This is a genomic window from Robinsoniella peoriensis, from assembly GCF_000797495.1.
GTDB lineage: Bacteria > Bacillota > Clostridia > Lachnospirales > Lachnospiraceae > Robinsoniella > Robinsoniella peoriensis.
This window is the reverse complement of the sequence record NZ_JTGN01000005.1, coordinates 142999-158505: the sequence shown is the minus strand read 5'-3', so window position 1 is coordinate 158505 and position 15507 is coordinate 142999. Positions and strand designations below refer to the sequence as shown.

The following is a 15507-nucleotide window of genomic DNA, read 5'->3' as shown; positions in this document are numbered from 1 at the left end:
GGATGGATTGCAGTATATTTTTGGCTGTTTATGCATAAAAGAAGATAACGTCTACTTCTTTTTCTAATCGCGGAATGAAAAACAAATTCCGTTCTCAAGATCAGTTGCTTTACATCAGTAGCTTTACGCCAATCACGTCCGGCATGCCACAACCCCAGGGTCCCATCATGCTGAGAAAACCAGCTTTGTATCAACGAATGCTATCTCGGAAAGAGAAGGGGGCGGACCAGGACATTGGTTTGGAAGGCGTATAGCAGAGCTGAGCATTTACTTACCTACCCGGAGTGATTTTTGGCGGATACAATTCGACTGGCTCCCATCGGATACTAAGCGGGCAGTGAGCTGCGAAATGCATCAGGATTTCGGAGCGAATGCCCGCGTGCCGCCAAAAAGTGCTCCGGGAAGGTTAGAAAATGCCAGTTCTGCGGTAAGCCTTCCAAACCAATGTCCTGGTCCGTCCCCTTCTCTTTCCGTACACTACCTACATCTACAAAGCGTCTTAATTAGCTAAATTCAAATTTACAATATTTTCTACTCTTCATCTTTCCTATGAAATAGATGCCCCTAAATTTTCGGCTTCTGTGAGTTTCTCGCTTCCGTTGATATCACCTACATTCATAACACCACCGGCAAGTACCCGGCCCAGGTCTTTCCATCCGATATGTTGGCTTAAATGGTCATACCAGTATACCGTCTCATCAAATCCGTTCCCCTCTGCTGCCATCAAAAGAATACTATCTTTTTTCGGATTGTTATAACCGGAATCACATTCTGCAACTGCAAACAAACGGTCAAACGCACATTTTAATTGTCCGCTCATGGACCAGTAATAAAGCGGCGTTGCAAGCACTACCACATCTGCATCTATGTAATAGGGATAAATTTGATCCATATCATCCTTTTGCACGCAAGGGCTATCCGGATTTTTTCCTCCGCCATAACAGCCTAGGCATGGATGAATATTCATCTTCTGCAGATCAAATCTCATCACGGTGTTTCCTGAACTTTCTGCCCCTTTCGTAAATGCTTCAATTAATCCTGCCGTATTTCCTTTTTGTCTTGGACTTCCATTTAATATAATTATTTTCTTTCCCATTACGGTATCCTCCATTTTCATTATACGCTTACTGCCTGCTCCGGAATAAACATTTGCTAATTGTTCGAATTTCATTTTAGAAATTACATTTACTGGCTCCTCCGGAATTGACTTTTTCTTTTATCTACAATATAATTATACCCAGAACTATACTTAAAACAAGTACGCACATAAAAGTGCGATACTAACAATTATGTATAATACTTACTTTAAGGAGAGTGTAAATATGGGTTTGGAATGTATCTCAGATTCAAATTTAGAAGGAACAGGTTTCAGCTATACCCTGTCACTGATTAACGGAAAATATAAAATGACAATCCTATATACTTTGATGGAATATGGCATCGTGAGATTTAATGAAATGAAAAAATATATCGGTACAATTTCTTATAAAACCCTTAGTTCCACATTAAAAGAACTGGAAAATGATCAGCTTGTCAACCGGAAAGAATACCCGCAGATTCCACCCAAAGTAGAATACAGCCTGACAGAACGCGGAAAATCCCTGATACCAATTCTGGACGGAATGTGTGAATGGGGAGAAAAGAATCGGCTATAATTATCATTCACTTCATTCCGGGAGTAAAATATACGCCAAAGTATCCAAGCAATGCAATTCCAGAGAATCCAGAAATGGTACGGGTGCTTCCAACCCCTCCGCCAACAGGGGCAGTTCTGTACACCCTAAGACTACCCCCTGAATTCCATATTCTTTCTTGTAATAATCAACAATCTCGATAAATTTCCTCTGAGATTGTTGATTAATTTTATTTATTACCAATTCATCAAAAATGATATGATTAATTATATTCTGATGTTTTTCATCCGGCGATATCATTTCAATCCCATATTTCTTCATTCTGTCCTTATAAAAGGAATGCTTCATTGTATACCGTATTCCGGTCAAAAGCAGCTTTCTCATCTTCAGTGCCTGTGCCTGTTTCGCTACAGAATCCACAATATTTAAAATTGGTATTTCAAGTTCCTTTTCCAGTAAACCATATACCGAATGGGGAGAGTTGGCAGCCATGATTACTATGTCTGCACCTGCATTTTTTAAATTTACAATTCCCTTTTTAATGTAATTTAAATATTCATCCAAGCGGTTCTGATTTTCAAGGTCGGTAAAATACTGGAAATTAAGACTCTCTATCACTATCTCCGGGTAATAATAATTCTGAAATTTTCCATAATACAAATTCAATATTTTTTTATAATATTCTGCCGTGGAAGCTGAGCTGATGCCACCAAGTATCCCTAACTTTTTCATATTATCTCCTCTCTCATGTAAAATGCTTTATTGTCTATTGCCCTCATAGTTGCAAGTATACCGTCCAAATGATCATATTCGTGCTGTAATAATTCTGCCAGATCCCCCTCTAAAATCATCTCCCTTTTCTTCCAGTCTGTATCAAAATATTGTATGATACAGCGTTTGTGCCTTTTTACTCTTACATATAAATCAGGAAAAGACATGCAATCATCCAGAACTTCCATTTCTTCGCCGTCCGGAAATTCCAGTTCCGGGTTAATAAAGACTGTGGGTGAATCCAGATGCATATAAATAATACGTTCCCCTACTCCGATTTGTGGTGCTGCAATAGCACGCCCCGCCTGATACCTGATTCTAAAATCCATTAAGGTGTCATGCAGATCGGCGATAATAGGATCCAGATCCTTACCCACTTGTACTGATTCACTTTTTTGATATAATCGTTTATCCCCAAGCAGCAATATTTCTTTTACCATATTCTTTATCCTCTTTTACTATAAAGTTCGTTTCAAATTCTTTGCACCAATGCTCACATTCCTTTTGCGGAAGGACTAAGTCTGGCTGTTTACCCCCAAATTATAACTCTTGATATTGTATGGTTTCAATGCTAAAATTGTATGCAGAACAATTATTTGTGAGAGGTGGAAATCATGCCGGTTAATTCATTTGAAAATTATCCTATGAGCTGGAGGCCAAAACTAAATAAAGAAAAAAAGCCAGTATATCTTTCTATCGCAGCTGCATTAGAAAAAGATATCGGTGCGGGAATTTTGCGTCCTAATGATAAGCTGCCTCCCCAAAGGGAGTTAGCTGATTATCTGGATGTTAACCTGAGTACGATTACAAGAGCATTTAAATTATGTGAAGCAAAGGGCTTAATCAGTGGAACCATCGGAAGAGGAACCTACGTTGCTTCCGATGTAAGCGCAAATCTTCCGATGTTACACGAGATCGAAGATTTCAATTGCATTAACCTTGGCGCATCTCATCCGCTATATCAGCAAAATAAGTATATAACGCAGATGCTAAAAAGGCTTCCATCCAAGGTAAATATTGATAACATACTAAAATACACCGATATTTCAGGAAGTCTGCCGCAAAAAGAAAGTGCCTGCCTATGGCTGAAAATGCTGGGCATTCATACGAAGCCAGAAAATATTTTAATCACATCCGGATTACAGAATTCCTTAACGGTTGTATTAGCTTCACTCTTTCACTACGGTGATAAAATTGTTACAAACTCCCTTACTTACCCGGGAATTAAAAATATTGCAAATATGCTGGGAATCATACTGGTTCCTATTCCTTATCTGGGCAAACAAATGGATCTAAAATATTTAGAACAGGTATGCAGGACAGAGCGTATAAAGGGAATATATGTGATTCCCGATTTCCATAATCCAACGACTGTCACAATGGATATAAATGAACGCTCCCAGTTGAGCCGCATTATAGAAAAATACGCACTGATTAATATTGAAGATGGCACCTATACCTTTTTATCCGAAAAGCCAGGCATTTCTCTGTATGAATTAATACCCGATCAAACCATTCATATTTGCACACTTTCTAATGCTCTGTCAGCCGGGTTAAGAATATCTTTTATGGTTACACCCCTTATTTTTCGCGAAAGCCTGCTGACTGGAATCAGAAATATTAATGTTATGTCATCACCTATCGAAACTGAACTTGCCGCACAGTTAATTCAAACTGGTTTGGCAGGGAACATTATTACGGATAAGATTCAGGAAATCAAAAAAAGAAATAGAATTACGGAAAACATATTAGCCGGAAATGAACTTTGGGGAAACCAAAGAAGCCAGTTTCGCTGGCTGACACTCCGTAAACCTATTAATAGTCATGCGTTGGAAATTTGTTTAAAAAAGAAGGGCGTACATGTGTTTTGCAGTGAACGTTTTTTAGTAGGAAACAGCAATCTTATTCCGGCTGTCCGCCTGGCTGTCTGCTCTCCTGATCGTCATGAAGATCTGGCCAGGGGGCTTAATATAATAAAAGAAACTCTCTTAGAATGGGCGCAAAAGTAAAAGGAGCCCTTTTTAAATGGACTCCTGATATATTAAAAAACTTTTTCTTTTACTTATTAAGTTTCCATTCCTGCTTTAGCAATCGATATTCCAACCGTGTTTTCATTTTACCATCATGCCATTCCCAATCTACGTGTTCCGCTTCTTTCACCAATCCACAGTTTATCATAACCTTTTCTGAACCTTTGTTCTCTTCCAAACAACCCGTTGTAATTCGGTATACCCCGTTTTCAGCAAATGCAAATTCAAGTACTTTCTCTAAGGCTTCTGTTGTGTACCCATTCCCCCAAAACTCAGGATACGTGAAATATCCCAAATGCACAAGTTTCCCTACGGGTGTATGATCCATAACGGTATAACCAATACTTCCTACCTGCTGCCCGGAACCTTTTAACATCATGTGAAGAAAATAGAATTTTCTGTCTTTCGAATTCATATCCTGAAGCATATTTTGAAATTCTTCTCTCGCCTCGCCGGCAGAATGAATCTTAATATCCTGCAGGTAATACATTGTTTTATCATGTCTTTTCAGCCGATAATAAAGTTCCTCATCTTTTTCACTATAATCTCTTAATATAAGACGACTAGTTTCCAGATTTATCATAAGCATTCCTCCCTTTCTTGCGCGCTGCCACGAACCTCTAACAGACTAATTTCCATTGGTGTATACATCAAACCATTTGTAACTTTTTCCGTATCTGTATCTACGAATCCAAATTTATGATAAACAGGAATTGCAAACGGAGAAGAATTAACTGTAATCCGGAGCCTCAAACTCTAAAAACACGTGCCAAGCTAAATTTATACCATATTCCAATTCATTTCTATCCAGTTCACGAACCAATATTATAACCCCTCTCCCTGCAGCATCATGATTGTAAAAAATTTATATTTTTATTATTATACCAGATTCACAGAATGAAAAACAGATAATTTAATGAAAATCCTTATCCACCCTCTTATCTTCCTTTCCTTACCGGATAAAACCGTTCCTACTTATTTGCTCTTTTGTGATAAATTTTTAAAGAGCAGATATAGAACACTACAAACAATCCCAGACACCAGACTATCGATATAATAATACTATTTCCAGTATCAAAACCCAGAAGCAATCCCCTGAGACTGTCTGCTATCGGTGTAAATGGCTGGTTCTCTGCAAAGACCTGAATAGCCGCCGGCAAAGTATCCACAGGTACAAAGCAGGAACTGACATAAGGAAGAAGCATTCCGACATAAGTAAATGCACTTACCGCCTCTAAGCTGGGACAAAAAAGTCCCCAGACAATCGCCGCCCACGTATACATCAGCGTAAAAATAAATACAACCATAAAGACCGTTAAATAATTTATAAAACCGGCATTAGACCGAAATCCGATTAACACCGCGACGCTTAAAACTACCAGTGCTGTAATGGCACATCTTAATAAAGTTGCTGCCATATGACCATTTAATACGGCTGTTTTACCAATATCCATCGTACGAAACCGATCCATAATTCCCTTAGTCATATCTTCTTTAACTGAAATGGCAGTCATGGAAGCACTGCTTGCTATTGACATTAATAAGATACCCGGCAGAATATAATCCAGATAGGAGAAGTCTCCAATCTCCATCGAACCCCCTATGATAAACACAAGCATCAATAACTGCGCCAAAGGCAAAACCGCTGTCATGATTAATATTTCAACATGCCTGGTTGTATGTTTCATACTTCTTGAAACCATTGTAAACGTGTCATTTAAACTAAGTGCTATTTTATTCATGTACTATTCTCCTTTGCCCATCCACTAAATTAAGGAATACATCTTCTAATGTTGCTTTCTTCTGCGTAAATGAGGAAGAAATTACCCCATACTGTTCCATTGTTGTAAATATATTTGTTATTTGTTTCATTCCACCAGTTATTTCTATCGTCACCGTCAAGTTATCTTCATCCACCGCTGTTATATCCTCTGAAAACAATTTTTTCATCTTTTGCAAATTCTCACGATGTTTTAAAGTAAATAGAATATATTCGCTGGATGATATCTTCTTAATCTCTTCCACACTGCCATTTGCAATAATAACACCCTCATGCAAGATTGCAACCCGATCAGCAAGTTCTTCCGCCTCTTCTAAATACTGGGTGGTTAAAAAGATGGTAACTCCACTCTCTTTAAGCTTTTGAATAATGTTCCACATTGCATTTCTGCTTTGTGGGTCAAGACCGGTTGTCGGTTCATCCAAAAATATAACAGAAGGATTTCCTAATAGACTCATTGCGATATCTAACCTCCTGCGCATTCCTCCGGAGTAAGTGGAAGTCCGCTTATCTGCCGCATCTTCCAACTGGAAATCTCTTAACAATTTATCTGCCTGCATCTTATAATTTTTGATATGGCTCAACCGGGCAACCATCTCCATATTTTCCCTCCCGCTCAGTATTTCATCCACAGCTGCAAACTGTCCGGTCAGGCTGATCTTTTTTCTAACCTGCGCCCCATCCTTTTTTACATTTTGTCCGCAGACGAAAGCAGTTCCGCTATCCATCTGAAGCAATGTTGCTAAGATTTTCACGGTTGTTGTTTTACCGGCTCCATTCGATCCCAGCAGACAGAAAATGGTGCCCTTCTGAACTTCAAATGTAACTCCTTTTAAAACGTCTTTTTCTCTATAAGACTTTTTTAATTCACTCACTTTTATTGCAAATTCGTAATTATCCATTTCTAAATCCTCCTTATTTTAATTTGATCATCTTTGTAAAAGTAATTTTTACTCTTCTCAATGCAAAAGGCTCACATCCGTTAAATATAATTTCTATCTATCTTCGGAATATAATCTTCTTATGTAGTCCTTTACTATCATTACTTCAAGTTTGAACTCATTGAGTATAAACTCGTTGAGTTAATACTTCATCAGTATATCAAAGCTTTTAATATCTGTCAACCGGTAAAATACCATTCCTTAATTTTCCACTTTTTATCTCTAAACCCCGTCACTATAAGGATTTGTTTGCTAAATACAATAAGCCGCCTGCTCTTTTGATATGATACCTCTTAGGTAGACAAGGTAAATAACCAAAATCTACTTAGGAGGTATTTTATGTCTAAATCCAAACACACTCCTGAATTCAGAGCGAAAGCAGCTCAAGAATATTTAGATGGATATGGTTCTATTCAGCATCTTGCAAATAAGAACCATGTAGGATACACAACTCTAAGAGAATGGATCAATCAGTATCAAATTCATGGTATATCTGCTTTCATTACCGGTAATGGAAATAAGAAGTATTCTAAAGAACTGAAAATTCAATGTGTAGAAGCTGTCTTATCAGGAGAAGGTTCTGTAGATGATATTATTGTTAAATACGGCATTTCCACCCGATATGTTTTAAGAAAGTGGATAATGAAGTATAATGCCAATAGAGAACTTGAGGATTATAATCCTAAAAGGGAGGTCTATATGGCAGAAGCAAGAAGAAAAACAACGATTCAAGAACGCAAAGAAATCGTTGAATACTGTATAAAACACCAGCGTAATTATAAAGATACTGCATCATTGTATGATGTATCTTATAGCCAAGTCTATTCCTGGGTAAAGAAATATGATGCTAATGGTGATAATGCATTAATAGATAAACGCGGTCATCATAAAACGGATGCTGGGGTCGATGAATTAGAACGCCTGAGGCGCGAAAACCTTAGATTAAAGCGTCAACTTGAAGAAAAGGATATGGTCACAGAACTGTTAAAAAAAGTGAAAGAATTCGAAAGGATGTGAGGTTAGGAAAACTACGATACGATTCTAGATTTATGGCAATAAAGTTCTTTTTTGAAAACAAATATTGGAGCATTAACTGGATGTGTAAACAACTGGAAATATCCCGAGCTGCCTATTACAAATGGCTTCATCGTGAAATACCTGAGCAGGAGTTGAAAAACATAGAACTTGCGGAGCTAATTAAGGAGTATGATCAACGATTTAATCACATCTTGGGATATCGCAGAATGACATCATGGATCAACCACTTTAATCATACTCATTATGGACAAAAACGAGTTCATAGAATTATGCAGAAACTTGACATCCACGCAGTAATCCGAAAGAAAAAGAAGAAGTACAAATCTTCTACACCTGATGAAACGGCTGAAAATAAACTTGGAAGAGATTTTTATGCAGATGCACCTAATCAGAAATGGGCAACAGATGTAACGGAATTCAAAGTACCAGGCACACAAAAGAAGCTCTATTTAAGTGCCATTTTGGATCTGTATGATAGATATCCGGTTTCACATGTCATAAGCTGCAGAAATGATAATCATCTGGTATTCAAAACATTTGATAAAGCAATCGCCTCCAATCCTGATGCTAAGCCACTTTTTCATTCAGACAGAGGGTTTCAGTATACAAGTATAGTGTTTAAACGAAAGCTTATTGAGCAGGAAATGGAACAATCTATGTCAAGAGTTGGACATTGTATTGATAACGGACCTACCGAAGGTTTTTGGGGCATTATAAAAGCTGAAATGTATCAAATGTATAAAATCACAGATGAGGTTTCTTTAAGGCATGCAATAAATGATTACATGCGATTCTATTCAACAGAACGTCCACAAGATAGATACCATTGCAAAACCCCTTTAGAAGTAAGAAATGAAGCGCTGCAGGCAGAAATAGTTAAGGAATATCCAATAGCTCAGAACAAAAGAATTATGAAATATAAAGAAAAATGGTGTGCGTAGAAAAACGACCACACAAATCTGTGTGATCGTTCGTCTGCACTTTATTTTAGATATTTAACCTGTCTACTTGACAGAGGGCATATCATTTAGAACAAACGGCTTTTAAATTTATAACTATATTTAGTTTTGATGATTTCTTAACATATCAACAATCCATTCAACTTCCGGAAACGGCATTTTGCTATGTAAAGCATACTGCACCGCTATTGCCTGTAAAGTGTTGCTAAATAAATAAGTCAAAGCATAAGGGTTACCTTGTCGAATTGTGCCCATCTGCTGCCCTCTTTTAATGATTTCAGCTATTTTATCAGCATCCTGCTCCCTGGATTTCACTTTCTCATAGATATGTTTTGGAATACCTTCACTTTGTTTTAGCTGTGCTACAAGAATAAAAAATTTCGATCCCATTTCATCCTCTTTTAAGCAGCGCAATACAGATTCGGCAACTTGTTCAAAGTAAGTAATTGGATCCAGATTTTCAAGGCCTGTCCAAGTGTCACTTTTCTGCAGTGCAATATCTACCAGGGTCTCCAATAGGATTTCTTTTGTTTTGAAATAATGAAAAAGCAATCCTTCACTTATATTTATAGATTTCGATATTTCACTTGTTTTTGTGGATGCATATCCTTTTTTTATAAAAAGTTCTATAGATGCAATTAAAATCTCTTCTTCTCGTTTTGCTTTTTGTTCTGCCCGTGTTGTCATTACATTCTCCTTTCATTGAGTATTTACTCACTGTTTTATCTTGTGCTAAGTATATCAAAACTTTCTGTATCTGTCAAATCGCTATTCCTCAAGAAAAATAGGCATAAGACAAAAACATCCCCAAAGAGATGTTTTCTGATTTTTTCAGGTGCAATAACATCAAAAACAACAAAACAAATTTATCTCAATTCATAGATTACGTCTGTAATCCCATTATAACTTTGTGATTTAATTAATTTCAATTGTTTTTGTCCTTCACCTTCTGTTATTTCAAACAGACGAATTCCATTACCTAAAATTGTGGGGATAATAGAGATATGAAATTTATCAATTAAATTTTCTTGAACAAGCGGCTGAATAACTGTTGCGCCACCACAGATCCAAATATCTTTCCCTGGTTCCTCTTTTAAATTTTTTACAAGCTCACAGACACTCTCATTTACAAATTTAATATTTTCTGTATCATGAAGCTCCTTATGCGTAATCACATAACTTGTCAGGTCTTTGTACATCCAATCATCCGGAGACAATTCTGTCACTATCTGATGATAGGTCTTCCATCCTATGATCACCGTGTCAATTCCTTTGATAAACTCAAAATAGCTGACCATATCGTCCGCGGCAGGTTCTTGTCCACACAGCCAGTCGATATTTCCGTTTTTTCCTGCAATATAGCCGTCAAGGCTCATGGCAATAAATAAAATTACTTTTCGCATGTGTTCCTCCCATTTATTTTCTCCAAAAAGCTGTGCAGTCTTCTTTATCCTTTATATTGTACTGTATCATACGCTCTAACAGTGGATAATCAATTGGATCATCCCACTTGATCCGAAATATATTTTTACCATGGCTATATCCGGATTTTATTATTTCTTCCGAAAATTCATCAATTCCTCTGACTTCAGGAGAAACAGCAAAATGCTGTTTTGATATACTAAACCCGATAATAAATGTTCCATGATCCGTAAACATCGGCTGATTCCATGCGATTTTAGATTCCAGATTTGGAAATTTATGTTTCACCCAGTTCAAAACTTCCCGTATACGGTCGCGATGCCCCTCATCGCCAATGGCTTCCAGATACTCTGCAAAAGGTTCCATTTCATTCCTCCGTTCCAAATGATTTCTATCCAGTCGTTCGTATTTAATTATGTCCAGGAAATAGAAAATCATTCTGTTTATACTAGCACATACTGCATTCCAAATTTTGAAGTAAGATTTTTCCTTAGCGTAATTACTCCAAAATTCCATTACCATATTTTACCATATTAAACCACCTGTTTGTTATGATAAAATATCAATACATTGGAGGGAACCACTATGGAAAATAAAAAAGACAATGCCTTAACTAAACCAGCCGGCAATTTAAATTTCCAGCGCAGGACTAAAATATACAGAAAACTGACAATAACACCTTTCTGGAGAATTTTTATCCTTATACTCATATTTGCTTCAATCATACGCATCCCCATAGAAGCTGCATACCTGAAGGACCCGGAATATGTACTAATTGATTCTGAACATAATATAGATCAAAATGGTAATTGTGTAGTACACGCTATCGTGCGAAATGTGACCTTTGAAAGGCAAATATTAAATGCTGTATCCGGCATCACTGCACGGCACCAGGTCCAGTATAATGATCTTCGTAAATACCGGACCATAATCTATATGTACCGTAATATCTTTGATTATGTGGGGGAAAAGCCTTTTAAAATATACTTCCAGTATTCTGATTCCAAGTTTATACATAAGCCCCTGCGTTAAAAGAATTAATAGTTACGTAAGCAAAGGCCGAAAACTGCATTTCTGGTCTTCGGCCATCTGTTCCTTCAAAATGTTACATTTAATAAGAGAACTCCTTGACTTGCTTACTCCACTGACCCTCTAGTTGTTGAATTTTAATCTTCCGTTACTTCTTCCGGAAATATATCATCCCGGAACCCCTTCCATACCGGCTGTCTCATAGCATCTCTTGTATTCGGCATGTATTCAATGGTACACACCTTAAACGTAACCCATATAGCGTCTTCATTTCCTTTTGGCAATATGGAAAATGGATTGTTGGATACCGGATTCAGGCTTTTTATAACTTCCGTTGTTACTCCGGAGGTAACAAGTCCCTTATATAGCAGCCTGTTATTTTTAAATCTGCCCAAAATAATACTAAAGGTATTCTCTTTTTTCACTATATATCCGGTGACAATATAATCTTCATCTGCCATTCGTTTAAACTTAATCCAATCCTTTGTCCGCTTCCCCATGAAATACAGGCTGTCTGAGCGTTTAGCTACTACACCCTCCAGTTTTTTCTGGTCTGCTATATTATATAGCCCAATGCCGTTTTCCGGTATAAATCTTGAAATTGCAAATTTAGCCGTTTCTGCACCAAAAGATTTTTTTAAGAATTCTTTTCTTTCTAATAGTGGTTCCAGAGTTATTTGCCTGCCCCCATAATAGAGACAATCATAAGCGACAAAAGATGCCGGATACCTTCTCGAAGCCAATTCTATTTTAAACTGGTCAGAAAGCAGACTTCTCCGCTGCAGCTCGTAGAAATCGGGGACTCCGTTTTTTAAAACAACTAACTCCCCATCCAGAATACACTGATCGGTAACCAGTTTAAATATCTCTTTGAGTTCCGGAAACTTTTGTAAAAGAAGCATATTCCGCTTATTTCTTAATTCCACGCTCTTTCGATCCAGATATGCAATACAACGGCTGCCATCCAATTTTAATTCGTAAATCCAATTAGGATTATTAAAGGGATCCCGCATCTCAGATATGAGCATCGGTTCTACGCTGCGGTCATTGAAAATATCCATTTATGCCATTCCCTGCTGGTTTTGTGTAATTTCCAGACTTTTTTCCAAAGCATCCATTAAATTAATAATATTATTGCCATCAGTTCCCTGATCCGCTGTCACAATTTCCTGACCCTGTATCTTTTTCATAATAGCTTCCCGCAGTCTTGCCTGGTACTCATCATGGAATTCAGCAGCGACAAAAGGTTTCGTCATATTTTCGATTAAAAGTTTTGCCATATCCAATTCGTTTTTTTCCAATTGCATTTTCGGTATCTGTTTTGGTACCGCAGCAATTTCATCATGGTAATATAACGTTTTCACAATCATACCCTCTTTCGTTGGGTATAATACCAACAATTTTTCGTTTGTTCCCATGACTGATTTTGCAATAGCAACTTTCTTCTGGGCGAGCAATGCCTGACGCAATAACTCATAAGCTTTTTCTGCCCCTGTGTCCGGTATAGCATAATAATCTTTTTCATAATAAATCATATCAACTTCACTGATTTTGGCAAATTGTATGATATGAATCGTTTTGTCCCTCTTCGTCTTAATTTTCTCCAAGTCTTCATCCGTCATAATGACGTATTTATCCTTTTCGTATTCATAACCTTTGACAATGTCCTGAGAAGTTACCTCTTTGCCACAGTGACTGCAGTATTTTTTATATCTGATCCGAGCCTTGCTCTCTTTATCTAACTGGTTAAAATGAATGTCATTATCTATGGTTGATTTATACATTCCAATCGGTATTAAAACCAGTCCCATAGATATACTGCCCTTGTGTGCTACTGCCATAAAAACACCCCTTTTTATTTTTTAGCATTAGCAACTGTCATTATTTTTATGTATAAAAGATCTTAAATTTGGGTTTAGCTGAGGAAGGGACGCTTTGTAGATGGAGATAGTGCAACGGAAAGATGGGAGTGGAAAACTGGTATGGGCTCCGTCAGCTGACCGCAGAACTGGTATTTTCTAACCTTTCCGAAGCGCTTTTTGGCGGCACGCGGGCATTCACCGAGAAATCCTGATGCATTTCTCGGTTCAGTACCCGCTTAGTATCCGATGGGAGCCAGTCGAATACTATCCGCCAAAAAACACTCCGGAAAGGTAAGTAAATGAACTGTACCCCTTGCCATGGTTCGCCACCTTCTCTTTCCGTACACCATCTCCAGCTACAAAGCGTCACCTTCTCAGCTAAACCCCAATTCAAGAATTTGTTCGCTATAGTACTAAAGCATGTCAACTCTGTTTCTACATGGTCTTATACTTTGTGCAAAACGAAATAGATTACATGGATCGTACTTTTTCTTAATGCACATCAAACGTTTCGCATTTCCCCCATAGTATGCTTTCATATAATTTCCGGTACAAATATAAGGAAAATTAATATACGAACCCATGGTCAGGGAACACAGACATCTGAAACGTGAATGGAGCCATGCTCGATTTTCCGGCTGGGCACCTGGTGCTCTCCAAATCGTTTCAATCCCAATAATATAATCTGCTTTTCTGTAGTAAAAGGCTGTGTCACAGGGATCCGTATCACGAACCTTTCCCCCAAGGGCATAAAGGGCAACCGAAGCATAGATTGATCCCCTGGCCCTTTCTTTTATCAGACGAAGGATAGACTCTATCTGTCTGTTCGAATAGCTTCCACGTGCAAAACGCCCTGCAAATTGAAATTTTTCTGATTTGGGATAAACTGACGCATCTATCTCGGTGGCCTCCAAAAAAGTGACATAACGAAATGTAGCTTTTGCCCTACATATCTTTAAGAATGGCTGTACCGACGCAGATGCTTCTTCCGGAGTCCCGTAAAAAAATCCCCTTAAAAATATTCCCATACCTTCTTTTTCGGAATTAAAGATACGGCTGTTGGGAGTAAATCGCTTTTCTTTCTTCTGTACCCACTCCTGCCAGGTCTGAAAGAAAAGAAGGGCTGTTTTCTCATTGATTTTGGAATATAGAATTTCCACATAGGTTACATTGGAATACTTAGGCAAAAGATGATATCGGAGCGAAGTAATTACGCCAAAATTCCCTCCGCCTCCACCCTTCAGCGCCCAAAAAAGATCCGGATGATCGGTTTCATTTACAACAATCAGGTTTCCCCGGGCATCCACAAGCTCGGCCTCCACAAGTAAATCACAAGTTAGCCCAAACATTCTGGACGAATGTCCCCAGCCACCGCCTTGGGTCAGACCCACTGCATTTACGGTAGGACACGTACCACTGGGGAAAGGGTAACCATACTGGAACAAAAAATGGTAGAGTTCTCTATTATTTACACCGCTTCCAATTTGTACGGTATGGGTGTCTTCGCAAATACTCTTGTCCTTGAAAAGGCTGGTGTCTATTACTAATCTCTTATTTCCAATACAAAACCCTTCATAATTATGCCCTCCTGCCCTTACACGGATGTCCATCTCATGTCTGGCGGCGTAGAGTACTGCCTCTTTTACGTCCTCAGCATTCTCACAATATACAATAGCTGAAGGATATTTTTGTATAGACCTGTTAAAAATCTGTCTTTTCTTATTATAGTCCGGACAGATAGGCAATATGATTTTACTGCATATATCTTCATTAAACATGATTCATCGAAACCTTTATATGCTGGCTGCATGCGCCAGAATTTTTTATATTATATGTAGATATGTTAAGATATGTGCTGTAATATAAACCTGCAGAATTTGCCCCTATAATTGACGCATCAAAAACTTATGGCTTACCATTACCGTCCAAATACCAATTATTCAAAGCTGCTGACATATGATAACCCATTTCCGGGGAACGCGTTGGCCTTCGGAGAACAGAAAAAAACCTTATCCAGCTTTAGCGTATCTTCATTAATGTT

At 37.9% G+C, this 15507-nt stretch carries 18 protein-coding genes; 4 read left to right on the top strand and 14 right to left on the bottom strand.

Translation table 11 applies throughout. The features are described 5' to 3' along the window. Positions 1 to 547: 547 nt before the first annotated feature. Complete coding sequence (locus QR40_RS11685; protein WP_330373727.1) at positions 548 to 1171, bottom strand: flavodoxin family protein; 624 nt, start codon at positions 1169 to 1171, stop codon at positions 548 to 550. Between the two features lie 151 nt (positions 1172 to 1322). Here QR40_RS11685 and QR40_RS11680 point away from each other — a divergent pair, with 151 nt between their 5' ends. Then, entirely contained in the window at positions 1323 to 1655 is a 333-nt protein-coding gene (locus tag QR40_RS11680) for a winged helix-turn-helix transcriptional regulator (RefSeq protein WP_044295121.1), read from the top strand. 12 nt (positions 1656 to 1667) lie between these two features. Here the strand turns inward: QR40_RS11680 and QR40_RS11675 are convergent, their stop codons facing one another. Then, on the bottom strand, positions 1668 to 2366 hold the full coding sequence (locus QR40_RS11675; protein WP_044295120.1) for an aspartate/glutamate racemase family protein: 699 nt from the start codon (positions 2364 to 2366) through the stop codon (positions 1668 to 1670). Continuing rightward, on the bottom strand, positions 2363 to 2845 hold the full coding sequence (locus tag QR40_RS11670) for a peptide deformylase (protein ID WP_044295119.1): 483 nt from the start codon (positions 2843 to 2845) through the stop codon (positions 2363 to 2365). The genes QR40_RS11675 and QR40_RS11670 overlap by 4 nt, the downstream gene beginning before the upstream one ends. A 174-nt stretch (positions 2846 to 3019) precedes the next feature. Between QR40_RS11670 and QR40_RS11665 the strand changes: the two genes are divergently transcribed. Then, a complete protein-coding gene (locus QR40_RS11665; protein ID WP_044295118.1) occupies positions 3020 to 4414 on the top strand; it encodes an aminotransferase-like domain-containing protein in 1395 nt (464 codons plus the stop codon). Positions 4415 to 4463: 49 nt separating this feature from the next. Here QR40_RS11665 and QR40_RS11660 read toward each other — a convergent pair whose 3' ends face one another. The 4 genes from QR40_RS11660 to QR40_RS11650 form a co-directional block, all read right to left on the bottom strand. Further along, the gene (locus tag QR40_RS11660) at positions 4464 to 5018 is read right to left on the bottom strand and encodes a GNAT family N-acetyltransferase (protein ID WP_044295117.1); all 555 of its coding nucleotides are present in this window, start codon (positions 5016 to 5018) and stop codon (positions 4464 to 4466) included. Further along, a complete protein-coding gene (locus tag QR40_RS33155; RefSeq protein ID WP_081998881.1) occupies positions 5015 to 5188 on the bottom strand; it encodes a GNAT family N-acetyltransferase in 174 nt (57 codons plus the stop codon). The genes QR40_RS11660 and QR40_RS33155 overlap by 4 nt, the downstream gene beginning before the upstream one ends. A gap of 218 nt (positions 5189 to 5406) precedes the next feature. Continuing rightward, a complete protein-coding gene (locus QR40_RS11655) occupies positions 5407 to 6177 on the bottom strand; it encodes an ABC transporter permease (RefSeq protein WP_044295115.1) in 771 nt (256 codons plus the stop codon). Further along, positions 6170 to 7117, bottom strand: coding sequence for an ABC transporter ATP-binding protein (locus QR40_RS11650; protein ID WP_027294560.1), 948 nt, complete (start codon positions 7115 to 7117; stop codon positions 6170 to 6172). The genes QR40_RS11655 and QR40_RS11650 overlap by 8 nt, the downstream gene beginning before the upstream one ends. Before the next feature lie 378 nt (positions 7118 to 7495). On the opposite strand from QR40_RS11650, the gene QR40_RS11645 reads away from it, so the two are divergent. Together QR40_RS11645 and QR40_RS11640 are read left to right on the top strand one after the other, a co-directional pair. Next, complete coding sequence (locus tag QR40_RS11645) at positions 7496 to 8173, top strand: helix-turn-helix domain-containing protein (RefSeq protein ID WP_044295113.1); 678 nt, start codon at positions 7496 to 7498, stop codon at positions 8171 to 8173. A gap of 32 nt (positions 8174 to 8205) precedes the next feature. Next, positions 8206 to 9135, top strand: coding sequence for an IS3 family transposase (locus QR40_RS11640; protein ID WP_152614204.1), 930 nt, complete (start codon positions 8206 to 8208; stop codon positions 9133 to 9135). A 120-nt stretch (positions 9136 to 9255) separates the two neighbouring features. On the opposite strand, the gene QR40_RS11635 is transcribed toward QR40_RS11640, so the two are convergent. The 7 genes from QR40_RS11635 to QR40_RS11605 form a co-directional block, all read right to left on the bottom strand. Continuing rightward, on the bottom strand, positions 9256 to 9840 hold the full coding sequence (locus QR40_RS11635; RefSeq protein ID WP_044295110.1) for a TetR/AcrR family transcriptional regulator: 585 nt from the start codon (positions 9838 to 9840) through the stop codon (positions 9256 to 9258). Positions 9841 to 10019: 179 nt separating this feature from the next. Further along, positions 10020 to 10556 carry a dihydrofolate reductase family protein gene (locus tag QR40_RS11630; protein ID WP_044295108.1) on the bottom strand — a complete coding sequence of 179 codons (537 nt, stop codon included), beginning with the start codon at positions 10554 to 10556 and terminating at the stop codon, positions 10020 to 10022. Positions 10557 to 10569: 13 nt separating this feature from the next. Beyond that, positions 10570 to 10941 carry an iron chaperone gene (locus QR40_RS11625; RefSeq protein WP_027294563.1) on the bottom strand — a complete coding sequence of 124 codons (372 nt, stop codon included), beginning with the start codon at positions 10939 to 10941 and terminating at the stop codon, positions 10570 to 10572. Between the two features lie 492 nt (positions 10942 to 11433). Then, positions 11434 to 11592: a hypothetical protein gene (locus QR40_RS31760; protein WP_156042926.1), complete on the bottom strand. Its 159-nt coding sequence runs from the start codon at positions 11590 to 11592 to the stop codon at positions 11434 to 11436. 149 nt (positions 11593 to 11741) lie between these two features. Next, positions 11742 to 12665, bottom strand: coding sequence for an ATP-dependent DNA ligase (locus QR40_RS11615; protein ID WP_044295104.1), 924 nt, complete (start codon positions 12663 to 12665; stop codon positions 11742 to 11744). Then, a complete protein-coding gene (gene ku / locus QR40_RS11610) occupies positions 12666 to 13445 on the bottom strand; it encodes a non-homologous end joining protein Ku (protein WP_027294566.1) in 780 nt (259 codons plus the stop codon). It abuts the gene before it with no gap. 434 nt (positions 13446 to 13879) lie between these two features. After that, positions 13880 to 15244 (bottom strand): FAD-dependent oxidoreductase, encoded by a 1365-nt coding sequence (locus QR40_RS11605; RefSeq protein ID WP_044295103.1) that lies wholly within the window; start codon positions 15242 to 15244, stop codon positions 13880 to 13882. Positions 15245 to 15507: the final 263 nt, after the last annotated feature.

Excerpts from the sequence above, each read along its gene's own strand:
- QR40_RS11685 (WP_330373727.1), bottom strand. The coding sequence starts at position 1,171 with ATGAAATTCGAACAATTAGCAAATGTTTATTCCGGAGCAGGCAGTAAG.
- QR40_RS11680 (WP_044295121.1), top strand. The coding sequence starts at position 1,323 with ATGGGTTTGGAATGTATCTCAGATTCAAATTTAGAAGGAACAGGTTTC.
- QR40_RS11675 (WP_044295120.1), bottom strand. The coding sequence starts at position 2,366 with ATGAAAAAGTTAGGGATACTTGGTGGCATCAGCTCAGCTTCCACGGCA.
- QR40_RS11670 (WP_044295119.1), bottom strand. The coding sequence starts at position 2,845 with ATGGTAAAAGAAATATTGCTGCTTGGGGATAAACGATTATATCAAAAA.
- QR40_RS11665 (WP_044295118.1), top strand. The coding sequence starts at position 3,020 with ATGCCGGTTAATTCATTTGAAAATTATCCTATGAGCTGGAGGCCAAAA.
- QR40_RS11660 (WP_044295117.1), bottom strand. The coding sequence starts at position 5,018 with ATGATAAATCTGGAAACTAGTCGTCTTATATTAAGAGATTATAGTGAA.
- QR40_RS11655 (WP_044295115.1), bottom strand. The coding sequence starts at position 6,177 with ATGAATAAAATAGCACTTAGTTTAAATGACACGTTTACAATGGTTTCA.
- QR40_RS11650 (WP_027294560.1), bottom strand. The coding sequence starts at position 7,117 with ATGGATAATTACGAATTTGCAATAAAAGTGAGTGAATTAAAAAAGTCT.
- QR40_RS11645 (WP_044295113.1), top strand. The coding sequence starts at position 7,496 with ATGTCTAAATCCAAACACACTCCTGAATTCAGAGCGAAAGCAGCTCAA.
- QR40_RS11640 (WP_152614204.1), top strand. The coding sequence starts at position 8,206 with ATGGCAATAAAGTTCTTTTTTGAAAACAAATATTGGAGCATTAACTGG.
- QR40_RS11635 (WP_044295110.1), bottom strand. The coding sequence starts at position 9,840 with ATGACAACACGGGCAGAACAAAAAGCAAAACGAGAAGAAGAGATTTTA.
- QR40_RS11630 (WP_044295108.1), bottom strand. The coding sequence starts at position 10,556 with ATGCGAAAAGTAATTTTATTTATTGCCATGAGCCTTGACGGCTATATT.
- QR40_RS11625 (WP_027294563.1), bottom strand. The coding sequence starts at position 10,941 with ATGGAACCTTTTGCAGAGTATCTGGAAGCCATTGGCGATGAGGGGCAT.
- QR40_RS31760 (WP_156042926.1), bottom strand. The coding sequence starts at position 11,592 with ATGTATAAACTTGGAATCAGAATACTGGAAGTATATTTTAAAAGGCTT.
- QR40_RS11615 (WP_044295104.1), bottom strand. The coding sequence starts at position 12,665 with ATGGATATTTTCAATGACCGCAGCGTAGAACCGATGCTCATATCTGAG.
- ku (WP_027294566.1), bottom strand. The coding sequence starts at position 13,445 with ATGGCAGTAGCACACAAGGGCAGTATATCTATGGGACTGGTTTTAATA.
- QR40_RS11605 (WP_044295103.1), bottom strand. The coding sequence starts at position 15,244 with ATGTTTAATGAAGATATATGCAGTAAAATCATATTGCCTATCTGTCCG.